The 13,615-nt window shown below is 67.1% G+C and carries 15 protein-coding genes; 9 read left to right on the top strand and 6 right to left on the bottom strand.

The genetic code is table 11. The annotated features are described in order from the left end of the window. Positions 1 to 199: hypothetical protein (locus BQ7388_RS12920; RefSeq protein WP_234946832.1), on the bottom strand; the 199-nt coding region annotated here is incomplete at its 3' end. 21 nt (positions 200 to 220) lie between these two features. Here BQ7388_RS12920 and BQ7388_RS04335 point away from each other — a divergent pair. The 5 genes from BQ7388_RS04335 (at position 221) to BQ7388_RS04315 (ending at position 2,594) form a co-directional block, all read left to right on the top strand. Beyond that, positions 221 to 649, top strand: coding sequence for an FKBP-type peptidyl-prolyl cis-trans isomerase (locus tag BQ7388_RS04335; RefSeq protein WP_009279617.1), 429 nt, complete (start codon positions 221 to 223; stop codon positions 647 to 649). A gap of 94 nt (positions 650 to 743) precedes the next feature. After that, on the top strand, positions 744 to 1,196 hold the full coding sequence (locus BQ7388_RS04330; protein WP_072499859.1) for a MarR family winged helix-turn-helix transcriptional regulator: 453 nt from the start codon (positions 744 to 746) through the stop codon (positions 1,194 to 1,196). A 94-nt stretch (positions 1,197 to 1,290) separates the two neighbouring features. Next, positions 1,291 to 1,722 carry an aminoacyl-tRNA hydrolase gene (gene pth2 / locus BQ7388_RS04325; protein WP_040657174.1) on the top strand — a complete coding sequence of 144 codons (432 nt, stop codon included), beginning with the start codon at positions 1,291 to 1,293 and terminating at the stop codon, positions 1,720 to 1,722. Positions 1,723 to 1,760: 38 nt separating this feature from the next. Continuing rightward, on the top strand, positions 1,761 to 2,297 hold the full coding sequence (locus BQ7388_RS04320; protein WP_072499858.1) for a ribonuclease domain-containing protein: 537 nt from the start codon (positions 1,761 to 1,763) through the stop codon (positions 2,295 to 2,297). A 27-nt stretch (positions 2,298 to 2,324) separates the two neighbouring features. After that, positions 2,325 to 2,594, top strand: a complete 270-nt coding sequence (locus BQ7388_RS04315) for a barstar family protein (protein ID WP_009279621.1) — start codon at positions 2,325 to 2,327, stop codon at positions 2,592 to 2,594. A gap of 39 nt (positions 2,595 to 2,633) precedes the next feature. Here BQ7388_RS04315 and BQ7388_RS04310 read toward each other — a convergent pair whose 3' ends face one another. Together BQ7388_RS04310 and BQ7388_RS04305 are read right to left on the bottom strand one after the other, a co-directional pair. Continuing rightward, positions 2,634 to 2,882, bottom strand: coding sequence for a DUF1508 domain-containing protein (locus BQ7388_RS04310; protein WP_129583152.1), 249 nt, complete (start codon positions 2,880 to 2,882; stop codon positions 2,634 to 2,636). 695 nt (positions 2,883 to 3,577) lie between these two features. Then, positions 3,578 to 4,339, bottom strand: coding sequence for an HAD hydrolase family protein (locus BQ7388_RS04305; RefSeq protein WP_072499856.1), 762 nt, complete (start codon positions 4,337 to 4,339; stop codon positions 3,578 to 3,580). A gap of 41 nt (positions 4,340 to 4,380) precedes the next feature. Here BQ7388_RS04305 and BQ7388_RS04300 point away from each other — a divergent pair, with 41 nt between their 5' ends. Together BQ7388_RS04300 and BQ7388_RS04295 are read left to right on the top strand one after the other, a co-directional pair. Further along, positions 4,381 to 4,656, top strand: coding sequence for a ribonuclease domain-containing protein (locus BQ7388_RS04300; protein ID WP_083558258.1), 276 nt, complete (start codon positions 4,381 to 4,383; stop codon positions 4,654 to 4,656). Positions 4,657 to 4,683: 27 nt separating this feature from the next. Further along, complete coding sequence (locus BQ7388_RS04295; RefSeq protein WP_009279621.1) at positions 4,684 to 4,953, top strand: barstar family protein; 270 nt, start codon at positions 4,684 to 4,686, stop codon at positions 4,951 to 4,953. 39 nt (positions 4,954 to 4,992) lie between these two features. Here the strand turns inward: BQ7388_RS04295 and BQ7388_RS04290 are convergent, their stop codons facing one another. After that, complete coding sequence (locus tag BQ7388_RS04290; protein WP_062529852.1) at positions 4,993 to 5,361, bottom strand: YegP family protein; 369 nt, start codon at positions 5,359 to 5,361, stop codon at positions 4,993 to 4,995. 243 nt (positions 5,362 to 5,604) lie between these two features. Between BQ7388_RS04290 and BQ7388_RS04285 the strand changes: the two genes are divergently transcribed. Continuing rightward, complete coding sequence (locus BQ7388_RS04285; protein ID WP_129583151.1) at positions 5,605 to 6,804, top strand: endonuclease/exonuclease/phosphatase family protein; 1,200 nt, start codon at positions 5,605 to 5,607, stop codon at positions 6,802 to 6,804. 171 nt (positions 6,805 to 6,975) lie between these two features. Further along, positions 6,976 to 9,006, top strand: coding sequence for a HelD family protein (locus BQ7388_RS04280; protein ID WP_327196093.1), 2,031 nt, complete (start codon positions 6,976 to 6,978; stop codon positions 9,004 to 9,006). A 183-nt stretch (positions 9,007 to 9,189) separates the two neighbouring features. Here the strand turns inward: BQ7388_RS04280 and nifJ are convergent, their stop codons facing one another. Further along, positions 9,190 to 12,726, bottom strand: coding sequence for a pyruvate:ferredoxin (flavodoxin) oxidoreductase (gene nifJ, locus BQ7388_RS04275; protein ID WP_072499853.1), 3,537 nt, complete (start codon positions 12,724 to 12,726; stop codon positions 9,190 to 9,192). A 398-nt stretch (positions 12,727 to 13,124) separates the two neighbouring features. After that, complete coding sequence (locus tag BQ7388_RS04270; RefSeq protein WP_009279627.1) at positions 13,125 to 13,577, bottom strand: PTS sugar transporter subunit IIA; 453 nt, start codon at positions 13,575 to 13,577, stop codon at positions 13,125 to 13,127. Positions 13,578 to 13,615: the final 38 nt, after the last annotated feature.

Below are 13,615 nucleotides of genomic sequence, written 5' to 3'. Positions count from 1 at the left end.
GGCCGCGGGCGGGCGACGCGCCCCGCGGCAAAAAGTTAGCTTCGTCACTCAGTTGCAAATGATACCCGCTCGCCGCGGGACTGACACTTCCCGCACAATTTGCTAAAGTGTCCATCATTAAAATGTCGCAGGTAGAGGCCATATGGGTCCAGCTACCCAAGGCAAACGAAATCAGCTCGAAAGTCTTGCGACTGACCACGCGAGAGGAGAGGTAGGCGACATGGGCAACGAAGGCAAGAAGGTGAGGGTGCACTACACAGGCACCCTCGACGACGGCAGCAAGTTCGACTCCTCCCACGACAGGGGCGAGCCGCTCGCCTTCACCTGCATGGCCGGCCAGATGATCAAGGGCTTCGACCTCGCGGTGCGCGACATGTCCGTGGGTGACGTCGTCGACGTCAGGCTCGAGCCCGACGAGGCGTATGGCCCCCGCAGGGACGAGCTCGTCCAGACCATCCCCCTGGCGCAGATCCCCGGTGCGGAGGAGCTCGAGGTCGGGGCGCACGTCATGCTCAGCTCCCCCTCCGGCCAGCCCTTCCAGGCCGTGGTCGCCGCCAAGGACGAGGGTCACGTGACCTTCGACATGAACCACGAGATGGCCGGAAAGGCCCTGAACTTCAGGATCGAACTGCTCGAGGTCAGCGAGTAGCCACTACGTCACCCCCTCCCCCGACCGAATGGCACTCGGGAAAGGAAATGGGCCGGGACGTTGCAGAAATGCCACGACGTCCAAAGGACCGAAGATGAACACCACCAGCGAACCCCTGCTTCACGCCTGGCTCCACCTCGCGACCACCATAGACAACGTCAGCATCTCCGCCGGGCTCACCCGCAACGAGATGATGGTCTGCTACGCGCTCTACCTGCAAGACCAGAGGGACCCCAGCATCCCCATCACGCCCACCCAGATCGCGCAGCGGACCAAGATCCGCAAGTCCCAGGTCAACCGCAACCTGAACCAGCTCGAGGAGAAGGGCATCATCACCCGCGAGCACAGCAAGATCGACCGCAGGCGCGTCTTCGTGCACCTGAACAAGGACAACGTCCACGCCTTCGAGAAGGAGTACAGGGTGGGCCTGGACCTCGTGGACGAGGTCGTCAAGTTCCTAGGCGTCGAGCGCGCCAACGACATCGCCCGAGCCATGGAGGACGTGGCCAAGCTGGCCGAGGAGCAGTTCCCCATGGGGCCCATGTAGGGCGATGCCGCACACCCCGCGCCCCCTGCCACCGGTGATGGCGGGGGGCGCAGCCATGCGTCCGCGCGACGCGGACGAGGACGGAAGTGACGCGATGGCGTACAAGTCGAAGCAGATGATCGTCATGAGGCGCGACCTCAAGATGCGCAAGGGCAAGATCGCGGCCCAGGCGGGGCACGCCTGTGTCGAGGCGACCCTCATGGCCCTCGTGCGCGAGGGAAGGCTCGACGAGCTGCGCGCCACGCCCGACGAGGGCTGGGTCTACCTCGAGGAGGGCGCGCGCGAGCCCACCCCGCTCTCCGACTGGTTCGCGGCGGGAGTGGCCAAGGTCTGCGTCTACGTCGACTCAGAGGAGGAGCTCCTGCGCATCGCGGACGAGGGGCGCGAGCGGGGCCTCGCCGTCGCCCTGGTGCGAGACGCCGGCCTCACGGAGTTCCACGGGGAGCCCACCTACACCTGCCTCGCCTTCGAGCCCCTCCATGCCGACCAGGTCGACCCCATCACGGGAGAGCTGCCGCTCTACTAGGGCAACGGATCCACGGCACCAAGACGGCAGGAGGACGGATGTTCGGGAAGAAGCAGGTCGCACGCGTCACCAGCGCCATCATCGCCCTGCTCGTGGCCATCGTGGTGGCGCTTGCGGGCGGATCCGGCGGCAACGCGGGCCAGGGCACGCCGCAGGAGGGTGCGGCCCAGGCAGGCTCCCCCACCTCCGGCACCCAGGGAACCGCCCTGCAGGACGACGCGCCCTCCGAGGGCGTCAGGGAGGACGGGCGCTACACCTCCAAGAACGAGCTGGCCGCCTACGTCCACGAGTTCGGCCACCTGCCCGCCAACTTCGTCAGCAAGACCAAGGCACGCGAGGCGGGCTGGGACAGCTCCAAGGGCAACCTGGACGAGGTCTGTCCCGGCATGTCCATCGGCGGGAGCCGCTACCACAACGACGACGGGCAGCTCCCGGACAAGCGCGGACGCAGCTGGACCGAGTGCGACGTCAACTACACCGGCGGCTTCCGTGGAGGCGAGAGGATCGTCTTCTCCAACGACGGGCTCGTCTACTACACCGGCGACCACTATAAGAGCTTCGAGCGGCTGTACTAGCGGGGTCCAGCCGGACGGGAGGCACGCGTGAAGAAGGTCGAGCTGCGCGAGAGCGCGTTGGGCGGGCCCGAGGAGCTCCACGCGCTCCTCGCCCGAGAGCTGGGCTTCCCCACCTACTACGGGGGCAACCTCTCCGCCCTGGCCGACTGCCTGGAGGAGCTCGCCGCTCCCACGCGCATCACCTTGGAGCAGGACGGGTCAAGGCGCGGCGACGGTTCATGGTTCGATCGCGCACGAGCCGTCATCGAGCGCTCCGGCATCCAGAACCCCACCCTCGAGGTCGTCATCCACGCATAGCCTGGCATGCCCGGCGCGCCATCGGGCGGCAGGCCTCCCCTACTCCTCGAGCGCCAGGGGAGACGAGCTCTCCTTCCTCATGCGCTCTATGCGCCTGAGCAGGCTCTCCTTCTTCGGATACGCGTGCGAGCGCCCGAGCGCGTCTCCCGCGTCGTCCACCAAGACGAAGTAGTACTTGCCATCGAGCTGCTGGTAGATGCGGCACTTTGGCGCGGCGACGCGACCGAAGCCGTGGACCGTGCCATCCTGCACGGGAGCGCCCACCGCAAGGGCCCTCGTCGAGTCCATCCCGGCAAGGCACTCCTCGCGCGAGGGATACACCGTGGACGCGAGGACCACATGCCNGGGACGCTCTTCCCATCCTAACGCAATGAAGGGCGGGTGCCGTCTTGGCCACCCGCCCCTGGAGCATGCCGTACCACGTGCCTTTTGCCACCGTGCTGGCAAACGCCTTCTTGCCGCGCCCCTTCGGGCACCCTAAGAGCCCTTTGGACTCCCCTCCTTGGCTCACACCCCAGAACCTGGGTGTCCTGCGACAGATGCGATAACTTGTCACACGCCCTAGCTGAGGTTGCTGTTTGATCGAGGACAGATGCGACTGAAGCACAGCGCCTCATCGGGTGGCGCTCCGGCTCCTGCGCAGCTGGGTCGGCACTTCCGACTGTCCCTTGGATTCTGCGATGCTCGTATCGCCTACTAGGCCCTGCTTGCTATGGCCTCTAGAAGAAGACGGGGCTCGCGACGCCAGCTGCGGGACGCCCTGATATCGGCTCTTCCCTGTCCACTGGCATCACCCCCTCGGTTGGCCGATGGCTCGTATCGGCTTCCTGTGTTGATGCAATCGTACCCCAGATTCGGGAATTGTATGCGTTTTTCTGGTCATTTCCGCGAACGGTGGCTTTGGGGGCGCTGGCGAGGGAGACGGCGGCCAGGGGCGGCGGGGCGGCCAAAGCTGCAAGCAGGCGCCCCGCGGCGGGTACAATCTATCCCCTGAGTCGGGGCCGAGCGCCCCATTGGAACAGCCGGACTCCCCGGAGCCACGGCAACGGAGGGATGCNTCCCAGGTCGTTCTCGGAGTCGCCGAAGGTGGCCACCTCGTCGAGGCCTATCCCCAGCGCATCCGCCAGCACGCGGACGCCCGAGCCCTTGGTCCAGCCCTTGGGCGTGATGTCGATGAGGGGCGCCCAGTTGCTGGGAAACACGAAGTCGAAGGCGGGAAACTCCCCCTTGAGGGCGTCGCGCAGCTCGAGGCGACGTTCGGGGCTGCCCCCGCAGCGGATGTTGGACTTCACGTAGCTCGAGGCACCGAGGCGGGGCACGATGCCCGCGCAGCCGAACTCGTCCCCCATGCGTCCAAGCCTCTGCGCGTCGGTGGTCACGCAGAGGGCGTCGCCGTCGACGCCGCTTCCTCCCTGGACGTCGAAGACCGCGAGCACGGTGTCGTCCGTGTTCTGGGTGAGCCACGCCGCGACGCGGTCGAGCTCGCCCCCGTCCAGGCTCGTGACGCTTATGGGCTCGCCGTCCAGGTAGACCATCTGCCCGTTGCAGTAGGCGCCAGTGGCGCAGCACGCCTCGTCGCCCCCGAACATCCAGCCCATGGCGGCAGGGAGCCTCCCGCTCACGGGCCCGAAGTGGAGCCCTGCGTCGAGCATCCCGTGAATCGCGGCGAGGGCGCGGTCGCTCGCGCGCGGCCGCCCGAAGGCGATGAGGGTGTCGTCGAGGTCGGTGCGCGCGAGGCGGATCATGGGGGCCTTCCTGTGACGGGGACGCTCTTNAGTTCGGCCACCTGCCCGCCAACTTCGTCAGCAAGACCAAGGCACGCGAGGCGGGCTGGGACAGCTCCAAGGGCAACCTGGACGAGGTCTGTCCCGGCATGTCCATCGGCGGGAGCCGCTACCACAACGACGACGGGCAGCTCCCGGACAAGCGCGGACGCAGCTGGACCGAGTGCGACGTCAACTACACCGGCGGCTTCCGTGGAGGCGAGAGGATCGTCTTCTCCAACGACGGGCTCGTCTACTACACCGGCGACCACTATAAGAGCTTCGAGCGGCTGTACTAGCGGGGTCCAGCCGGACGGGAGGCACGCGTGAAGAAGGTCGAGCTGCGCGAGAGCGCGTTGGGCGGGCCCGAGGAGCTCCACGCGCTCCTCGCCCGAGAGCTGGGCTTCCCCACCTACTACGGGGGCAACCTCTCCGCCCTGGCCGACTGCCTGGAGGAGCTCGCCGCTCCCACGCGCATCACCTTGGAGCAGGACGGGTCAAGGCGCGGCGACGGTTCATGGTTCGATCGCGCACGAGCCGTCATCGAGCGCTCCGGCATCCAGAACCCCACCCTCGAGGTCGTCATCCACGCATAGCCTGGCATGCCCGGCGCGCCATCGGGCGGCAGGCCTCCCCTACTCCTCGAGCGCCAGGGGAGACGAGCTCTCCTTCCTCATGCGCTCTATGCGCCTGAGCAGGCTCTCCTTCTTCGGATACGCGTGCGAGCGCCCGAGCGCGTCTCCCGCGTCGTCCACCAAGACGAAGTAGTACTTGCCATCGAGCTGCTGGTAGATGCGGCACTTTGGCGCGGCGACGCGACCGAAGCCGTGGACCGTGCCATCCTGCACGGGAGCGCCCACCGCAAGGGCCCTCGTCGAGTCCATCCCGGCAAGGCACTCCTCGCGCGAGGGATACACCGTGGACGCGAGGACCACATGCCCGTTGCTGTCGCAGAGGTTGAACTGGTAGAGCCCTTCCTTCTCGACCATGACATACTGTCCCATGCGTGCCCCCTTCTCTCGTGGCGGAGTCACTTATCCACCTGATTCGATATTAGACGCGGGATGCGCGTTTTTGCGCATATCTCCGCAGGCGGACGCCTAGGCCGCGCAACGGTAGGCCCGGGTGCCACACGAAGCGCCAATCCAGGCGCGCTCGTCGAAAGCATCCTTCTGCCGTGACGCGGCGTCATATACCGTTGTGGAATCGGCCGTGCGCGAGGCACGGCCCCGGAGAAGGGGCGGGGCATGTCCAAGCACAGTCGGAGACAGCACACCCGCAAGCGGGAGGACGGACGGGGGCGGCATGGCGTGGCACGGGCCCTCCTGACGCTCCTCCGCACCATCTTGGCCCTCGCCGTCGTCGCGGCCGCCGTCGTCGGGGGCTATGCCATCTACCTCGAGAGCCACTACGCGCGCATCCCCGACGACGAGCTGGTCCAGATTGGGAAGGCAGGCGCCGGGGACGCGGCGCGCCAGCTCGAGCCGGGGAGGGAGTACACGGCAGCGACCTACAACATCGGCTTCGGCGCCTACACCCCCGACTACACCTTCTTCATGGACGAGGGCCGCATGGCCGACGGGACGCCCACCCGGGGCACGAGCTCGGTCGCGACGAGCCGCGAGTCGGTGGAGGCCTGCACCCAGGGCGACGTCTCGAGCCTGAGGGACGCCTTCGGGGGCGAGGGCCCGGACTTCGTTCTCCTGCAGGAGGTCGACGTCGACTCCGACCGCAGCCATCATGTCAATCAGGTCAAGGCGTTCGAGGGGGCCTTTGCCGGGTACCAGTCCGTCTTCGCCTCGAACTTCCACTCCGGCTTCCTTGCCTGGCCCATCACGGCCCCGCACGGACGCGTCAGCTCGGGCCTCCTGACGCTCTCGGACGCGAGCGTGACCTCGGCCACGCGCAGGAGCTACCCGGTGGACGAGAGCTTCCCCACGAAGTTCTTCGACCTCGACCGCTGCTTCGCCATGCTGCGCATCCCCGTTGCCGACGGACACGAGCTCGTGCTGGTCAACAGCCACATGTCCGCCTACGACGCGGGAGGGGGCAGCCGCGCGCGCCAACTCGCCATGCTGGGCGACGTCCTGTCCTCCGAGCGCGCCCGCGGCAACTACGTGATTGCAGGCGGGGACTGGAACCATGCCCTCTGCGGCTCGCTCGAGCTGTACCCCAGCCGGCAGCAGGTGCCCGACTGGGTTGCCGTCATGGACGACGGGGACCTGCCCCAGGGCTTCTCGGTCGTGCGCGCACAGAACCTGGAGGAGGTCGCCAGCTGTCGCGGGGACGACATCCCCTACCAGCCCGGCGTCAGCTACCAGACCACGGTGGACGGCTTCATCGTCTCCGACAACGTAAGCGCCACGGCGACCAACGTGGACACGGGCTTCGCCACGAGCGACCACAACCCCGTGGCGCTGCGCTTCTCGCTGGGCAACGCCTCGTAGGAGAGGCACGCCGGCCGGGAGAGGAGACCCGCCCTCACGCGCCGGCCATGAAGCGGGGCATGCCGCCCTCGCCCGCCGCNGACCGCGACCCATCAGGACGACCCCGTCTTCCTCGAGGAGCAGGACCACCTCAAGAGGACGCACGAGCGCCTGCGGGACATCCATGACGCGGTGCAGAGGGAGCTCGAGACCACGCACGAGTATGCTGCCCAGGACCTGCGCGACATGAACGAGGAAGTCAGGCTCAACTTCAACAGCGACGACGAGACCATGGAGACCCTGGCCGCCATCGAGACCCTGAACAGCGTCATCGACACCTACAACCAGCATCACGACTTCACGCTCGACCGCCTGCGGCGCACCCTCCTGCTCCTGCGGCAACCCTACTTCGCCAAGGTGCGGCTCCAGATGAGGCCGGGGCGGCCCGCCCGCGACGTGTACATCGGGACCGTGGGCATCACGGACGAGCGACAGGTCCCCCTCATCGTGGACTGGCGCAGCCCCGTCGCCCAAACCTACTACAACCAGGAGGTCGGCCCCACGAGCTACGAGGTGGACGGACGCACGAAGACGGTGAACCTCGAGCTGCGCCGACAGTTCGACGTCGTGCAGGACCGTCTCAGGTCCTACTTCGACACCAGCGTGGCGATCCAAGACGCCCTCCTGCTCGGGGCGCTCAGGCGCCACCACTCCGAGAAGCTCCAGGCCATCACGGCAACCATCCAGCGCGAGCAGAACCAGGTGGTGCGTCACGAGGACGTCCCAGCCCTCCTGGTGGACGGCATCGCAGGGTCGGGCAAGACCTCGGTGCTCCTCCAGCGCATCGCCTACCTCTTCTACCAGGAGCGCGAGAGCCTCAGGCCGGACCAGGTCTACCTCTTCTCCCCCAACGACGTCTTCGCCCGCTACATCGACACCGTCCTGCCCAGCCTGGGCGAGTCCAACCCGCACACCCTCACCTGGAAGTCCTTCCTCGCGGGGCAGGGGCTCGACCAGCGCTCGGAAGGCGAGGGCGTGGACGCCTCCGCACTCAGGGAGCTCGGGCGGTCGGTCGCCTCCATCGCCCTCGAGGACGACGACTTCCGCGACGTCCACGTGGGCGACGTGCGACTGGTGTCCGCCGCACAGATCCGCAAGTCCGTCGAGGAGCACGTGGGCAGGCTCGGCATGGGCCCCCGCCTCTTCGCGCTCGTGAAGGAGGACCTGCACCAGAAGGTCGAGCGTCGGATGTCGCAGCTTGCCCACAACGAGGAGCTGCAGGAACAGATGCTCTCCCTCGACGTGGACGAGCAAATGCGCATCTTCGGGGAGCTCGTCGCCCCCGCCGACGAGGACGAGACCGTGGCCTGCGCCCGCCGCTATGCCCGCGAGCTCTTCTCGCCCGCCTTCTCCGACGTGGACTCCTGCTCCTGGCTGCGTCTGGACCGCATAGGCATGCGCGTCACCGGCAGGCAGGCCCTGAGCGCCGTCGAATGGCTCTACCTCAAGCTCGCGCTCACCGGGGACGGGGCGCAGGACGCGCGCTACGTGATGGTGGACGAGGTGCAGGACTACAGCGAGGCGCAGCTCATGCTCCTCGCACGCTACTTCGGCCGTGCCCACTTCCTCCTTTTGGGAGACCGTCACCAGGCCATCCGCGAGGGCAGCGCGAGCTTCGAGGCCCTCCGCTCCATCTTCGAGGAGACGCACGGCACGGTGGCCCAGTGCCGCCTGCTCACGAGCTACCGCTCCTCCCCCGAGATCACCGAGCTCTTCTGCGGCCTCCTCGACGAGGAGGAGCGCGTGACCCTGAGCTCCGTGAGGAGGCCGGGCGTCGCGCCCCTCATCCGCGCCTGTCCCCAGGACGCGGACGCGTACCTGGCCGAGCTGCGGGCGCAGGTCGAGGAGGCGCGAGGCCGGGAGGGCCTCTGTGCCGTCGTGGCGCAGGACAAGGCCCGTGCCAACTGGCTCTCGCGCCAGCTGGGCGACTCCGTGACATACCTTGGCAAGGGAGACGAGCTCCCCAAGGAAGGCGTGGTGCTCCTGGACCTGAGACTCGCCAAGGGTCTCGAGTTCGACGAGGTCATCGTGCCCGACGCCCAGGCGGAGGCCTACCCGGGCGACGAGATCTCTCGCAGGAGGCTCTACACGGCGATCAGCCGCGCCATGCATCGCGTGGTCGTGCTCAGCCAGGGCCCCATGACCCCACTGCTCGACGCGTAGGGCCGGGCTCCCGAGGAACGGTCAGGCGGCCGGCGCGACCTACGCGCCGGCCGCCTTCCCTCGTGGCACACAAGTCCCTGTCATCGGGACGTGGGGCCAGTACGACCTTCGCACAAGGAAGGAGCCGGAGGATCTCTCCCCCGGCCCCTCGGCTAGCTGGCGGATGCCGTCAGGCAAGCTGCGCTAGGACTCGGCATACATCGCCTTGAGCTTGAGCAGGTGCTGGTAGCGATCCATGGCCGCCGCCTCGTTGCGCGCGAAGAGCTCCGCCGCGCGCTCGGGGAACTCGGTCGTCAGGCGGGCGTAGCGGGCCTCGTTCATCAGGAAGTCCTGATAGCCGCCCTTGGGCTCCTTGGAGTCCAGGACGAACTTCTTGCCGGCGGGGGCGTCGGGGTTGAAGCGGAAGAGGTTCCAGTAGCCGCAGTCGACTGCCTTCTTCATCTCGTTCTGGCAGTTGGTCATGCCACCCTTCTTGATGGAGTGCATCTCGCAGGGGCTGTAGCCGATGATGAGGGAGGGGCCGTCGTAGGCCTCGGCCTCCTGGATGGCCTTCAGGGTCTGCATGGGGTTGGCGCCCATAGCGACCTGGGCCACGTAGACGTAGCCGTAGGACATCGCGATCTCGGCCAGGGACTTCTTCTTGGTCTCCTTGCCGGCCGCCGCGAACTGGGCGACCTGGCCCAGGTTGGAGGCCTTGGAGGCCTGTCCGCCGGTGTTGGAGTAGACCTCGGTGTCGAAGACGAAGACGTTCACGTTGTTGCCGGAGGCAAGGACGTGGTCGAGCCCACCGAAGCCGATGTCGTAGGCCCAACCGTCGCCGCCGAAGATCCAGAAGGACTTCTTGGTGAGGTAGGACTTGTCGGCCAGGATCGCCTTGGCACCCTCGGAGCCGTTCTTCTCGAGCTCCTCGACGTACTTGGCCGCGGCGGCCTTGGACTCGTCGGTGTCCATCTTGGAGTCGACCCACGCCTGGCCGGCAGCCTTGAGTTCCTCGGAGACGCCGTCGGCGGCGATGAGCTCGGAGGTCATGGCCTCGAGCTTGGCCTGCTCGGCCATGTAGCCCACGTAGAGGCCCAGGCCATGCTCGGCGTTGTCCTCGAAGAGGGAGTTGTTCCACGCGGGGCCATGGCCCTCGGCGTTGACCGTGAAGGGCGAGGTGGCCGCGGGGTTGCCCCAGATGGAGGAGCAACCGGTGGCGTTGGAGATGAACATGCGATCACCGAAGAGCTGGGTCACGAGACGCGCGTAGGAGGTCTCGGCGCAGCCGGCGCAGGAGCCAGAGAACTCCAGCAGGGGCTTGTGGAACTGGGAGCCCTTGACGTTGTTGCCCTGGAGCTCCTTCTTCTCGGTGACGTGGTTGACCGCGTAGTCCCAGACCTGCGCCTGGTCGGACTCGCTCTCCTGGGGAACCATGGTGAGGGCGTCCTTGGGGCAGACCTTGACGCAGTTGGTGCAGCCCATGCAGTCCAGCGGGGAGACGACGATGGCGAACTTCAGGCCACTGTCCTTGGGCATGGTGACGTCGAGCATGCGCATGTTCTCGGGCGCGGCCGCGACCTCGTCGGCGTCAAGGGCGACGGGACGGATGGTGGCGTGGGGGCACACGTAGCCGCACTGGTTGCACTGGATGCACTTGGACTCGTCCCAGTGGGGGACCATGACGGCGGTCCCGCGCTTCTCGTACGCGGAGGCGCCGAGCTCCCACTGTCCGTCGGGGTTGTCCTTGAAGGCCGAGACGGGCAGGGAGTCGCCGTCCATCAGGTTGATGGGGCCGAGGAGCTCCTTGACCTGCTTGACGATGGCCTCGCGGCCCTCGAGGGACAGCTCGACGTGCTCGTCGGTCGCGGTCGCCCAGTCAGCGGGAATCTCGAGCTTCTTGAAGGCGGTTGCGCCGGCGTCGATGGCCTTGTGGTTGGCGGCGACGACGGCCTCGCCCTTCTTGGAGTAGGACTTGGTGGCAGCGTCCTTCATGTACTTCAGGGCGTCCTCGGCGGGCAGGACCTTGGCCAGCGCGAAGAACGCGGACTGGAGGATGGTGTTGGTGCGCTTGCCCATGCCGACCTCGATGGCGAGGTCGATGGCGTCGATCGTGTAGACCTGGATGTCGTTCTTCACGATGTAGCGCTTGGCCTCGGCGTTGAGGTGCTGCGAGAGCTCCTCGAGGTCCCACTGGCAGTTGATCAGGAAGGTGCCGCCGGGCTTGACGTCACGCACCATCTTGAAGCCCTTGGTGATGTAGGAGGGGTTGTGGCAGGCCACGAAGTCGGCCTTGGTCACGTAGTAGGGCGAGCGGATGGGAGAGTCACCGAAGCGCAGGTGGCTGACGGTCACGCCGCCGGTCTTCTTGGAGTCGTACTGGAAGTATGCCTGGACGTACTTGTCGGTGTGGTCGCCGATGATCTTGATCGAGTTCTTGTTCGCGCCGACCGTGCCGTCGCCGCCGAGGCCCCAGAACTTGCACTCGATGGTGCCGGGGGCCGCGGTGTTGGGGGTGTCCTCCTCGCGCGGGAGCGAGAGGTTGGTGAGGTCGTCGACGATGCCGATGGTGAACTCGCGCTTGGGCTCGTCCTTCTTGAGCTCGGTGTACACCGCGAACGCGTCTGCGGGGGTGGTGTCCTTGGAGCCTAGGCCGTAGCGACCGCCCACGACGGTGAGGTCGCTCATGCCGGCCTCGTAGAGGGCGGTGACGACGTCCTGGTACAGGGGCTCGCCGATGGAGCCGGGCTCCTTGGTGCGGTCGAGGACGGCGATCTTCTTGACGCTCTTGGGGAGCGCCTTGACGAAGTGCTCGATGGACCAGGGACGGTAGAGGCGGACCTTGACCAGGCCGACCTTCTCGCCGTGCGCGTTGAGGTAGTCGATGGCCTCCTCGAGGGTGTCGCAGAAGGAGCCCATGCAGACCACGACGCGGTCGGCGTCCTCGGCGCCGTAGTAGTCGAAGAGGTGGTAGCTGGTGCCGAGCTTCTCGTTGATCTTGTCCATGTAGGACTCGACGACGGCGGGGAGCGCGTCATAGGTGGCGTTGCAGGCCTCGCGGTGCTGGAAGAAGATGTCGCCGTTCTCGTGCGCGCCGCGGGCGTGCGGGTGCTCGGGGTTCAGGGCGTGGTCGCGGAAGGCCTGGACCGCGTCCATGTCGAGCATGTCCTTGAGGTCCTCGAAGTCCCAGGTGGCGACCTTCTGGATCTCGTGCGAGGTGCGGAAGCCGTCGAAGAAGTTGACGAAGGGCGTCTTGCCCTCGATGGCGGCGAGGTGGGCGACGGGGGCGAGGTCCATGACCTCCTGGACGTTGCCCTCGGCCAGCATGGCGAAGCCGGTCTGGCGGCAGGCCATGACGTCGGAGTGGTCGCCGAAGATGTTCAGCGCGTGGGAGGCGACGGTGCGCGCAGACACGTGGAAGACGCCGGGCAGGCCCTCGCCGGCAATCTTGTACATGTTGGGGATCATGAGGAGCAGGCCCTGGGAGGCCGTGTAGGTGGTGGTGAGGGCACCAGCACCCAGCGAGCCGTGGACGGTGCCTGCGGCACCGGCCTCGGACTCCATCTCGACGACGCGCACGGGCGTGCCGAAGACGTTCTTCAGACCCTTGGCCGCCCACTGGTCGACATGGTCGGCCATGGGGCTGGACGGCGTGATGGGGTAGATGCCCGCGACCTCGGTGAAGGCGTAAGACACCCAGGCTGCCGCCTCGTTGCCGTCCATAGACTTGAATTTTCTTGCCATATCCTCTCCTTCGAAGCGATACGGTCCACCACACCGGTGGCTGTTGCAGAATCGCGCCCCAGGACCCTCGGTCCCGGGGACCAGCGCTGCTTGGACCTCCGCCACGCGCCTCTCCATGCGGCAACGGCCCAGACACGTCTCACTATAGCGCAACGGACAGGCACGGGAGCCTCCTTTGTCAGGCCCCCGGGAGCATTGCGGCCCCTTGGGCCGCCAGGGCGGACGATGGCACGCAGGGATGGCCCCCTCGGCCGGCCGCCGGCCGGATGAGCTGGGATTATGCTCGTGCGCGACACGATCGGGGACACCACGCGCAAAAAGGGGGAGGGGATCCTCTCCCCTCCCCTCGTGACGCGTTCGCACGGCGTGGCGGCGGGCCCCAGGGGGCCGGGTGCCGCCTAGTCGAGCTTCGAGTTGATGCGCTCGGCGATGCTCGCCTCGTCGGTGGCGCCGAGGACGTCGTTCCTGAAGCCCTCGTCCATGAGCATGACGGCGACCTTCGAGAGGAGCTGCAGGTGGGTGGTGCCCGCCTCGGCCCCGGGGACGAGCAGGGCGATGGCCACGACGATGGGCTTGTCGTCCATGGACTCCCACTCGACGTCGCCCGCGAACTTGACCACCATGACGGTGGCCTCCTTGACGGCGGCGGACTTGGCGTGGGGGATGGCGAAGCCGGACATCATGCCCGTGGTGCCCTCTGCCTCGCGCGCCTTGAAGGCGTCGAGGACGGCCCGCTCGTCGTCGGCGACGCCCAGCTCGACCGCCTTCCTGGAGAGGAACTCGAGGGCCTCGTCTACGTTCTTCGCGGGGTTGTCGAGGAATACGTGCGATGCCTGGACAAAGTCACTCATTGGCTGCTCCTTCGGGACGAGGGCGAGAACCGCGCTCT

Origin of the sequence: Olsenella phocaeensis, assembly GCF_900120385.1 — a bacterium.
GTDB classification, from domain to species: Bacteria; Actinomycetota; Coriobacteriia; order Coriobacteriales; family Atopobiaceae; genus Olsenella_I; species Olsenella_I phocaeensis.
This window is presented reverse-complemented; position numbering and strand designations above follow the sequence as displayed.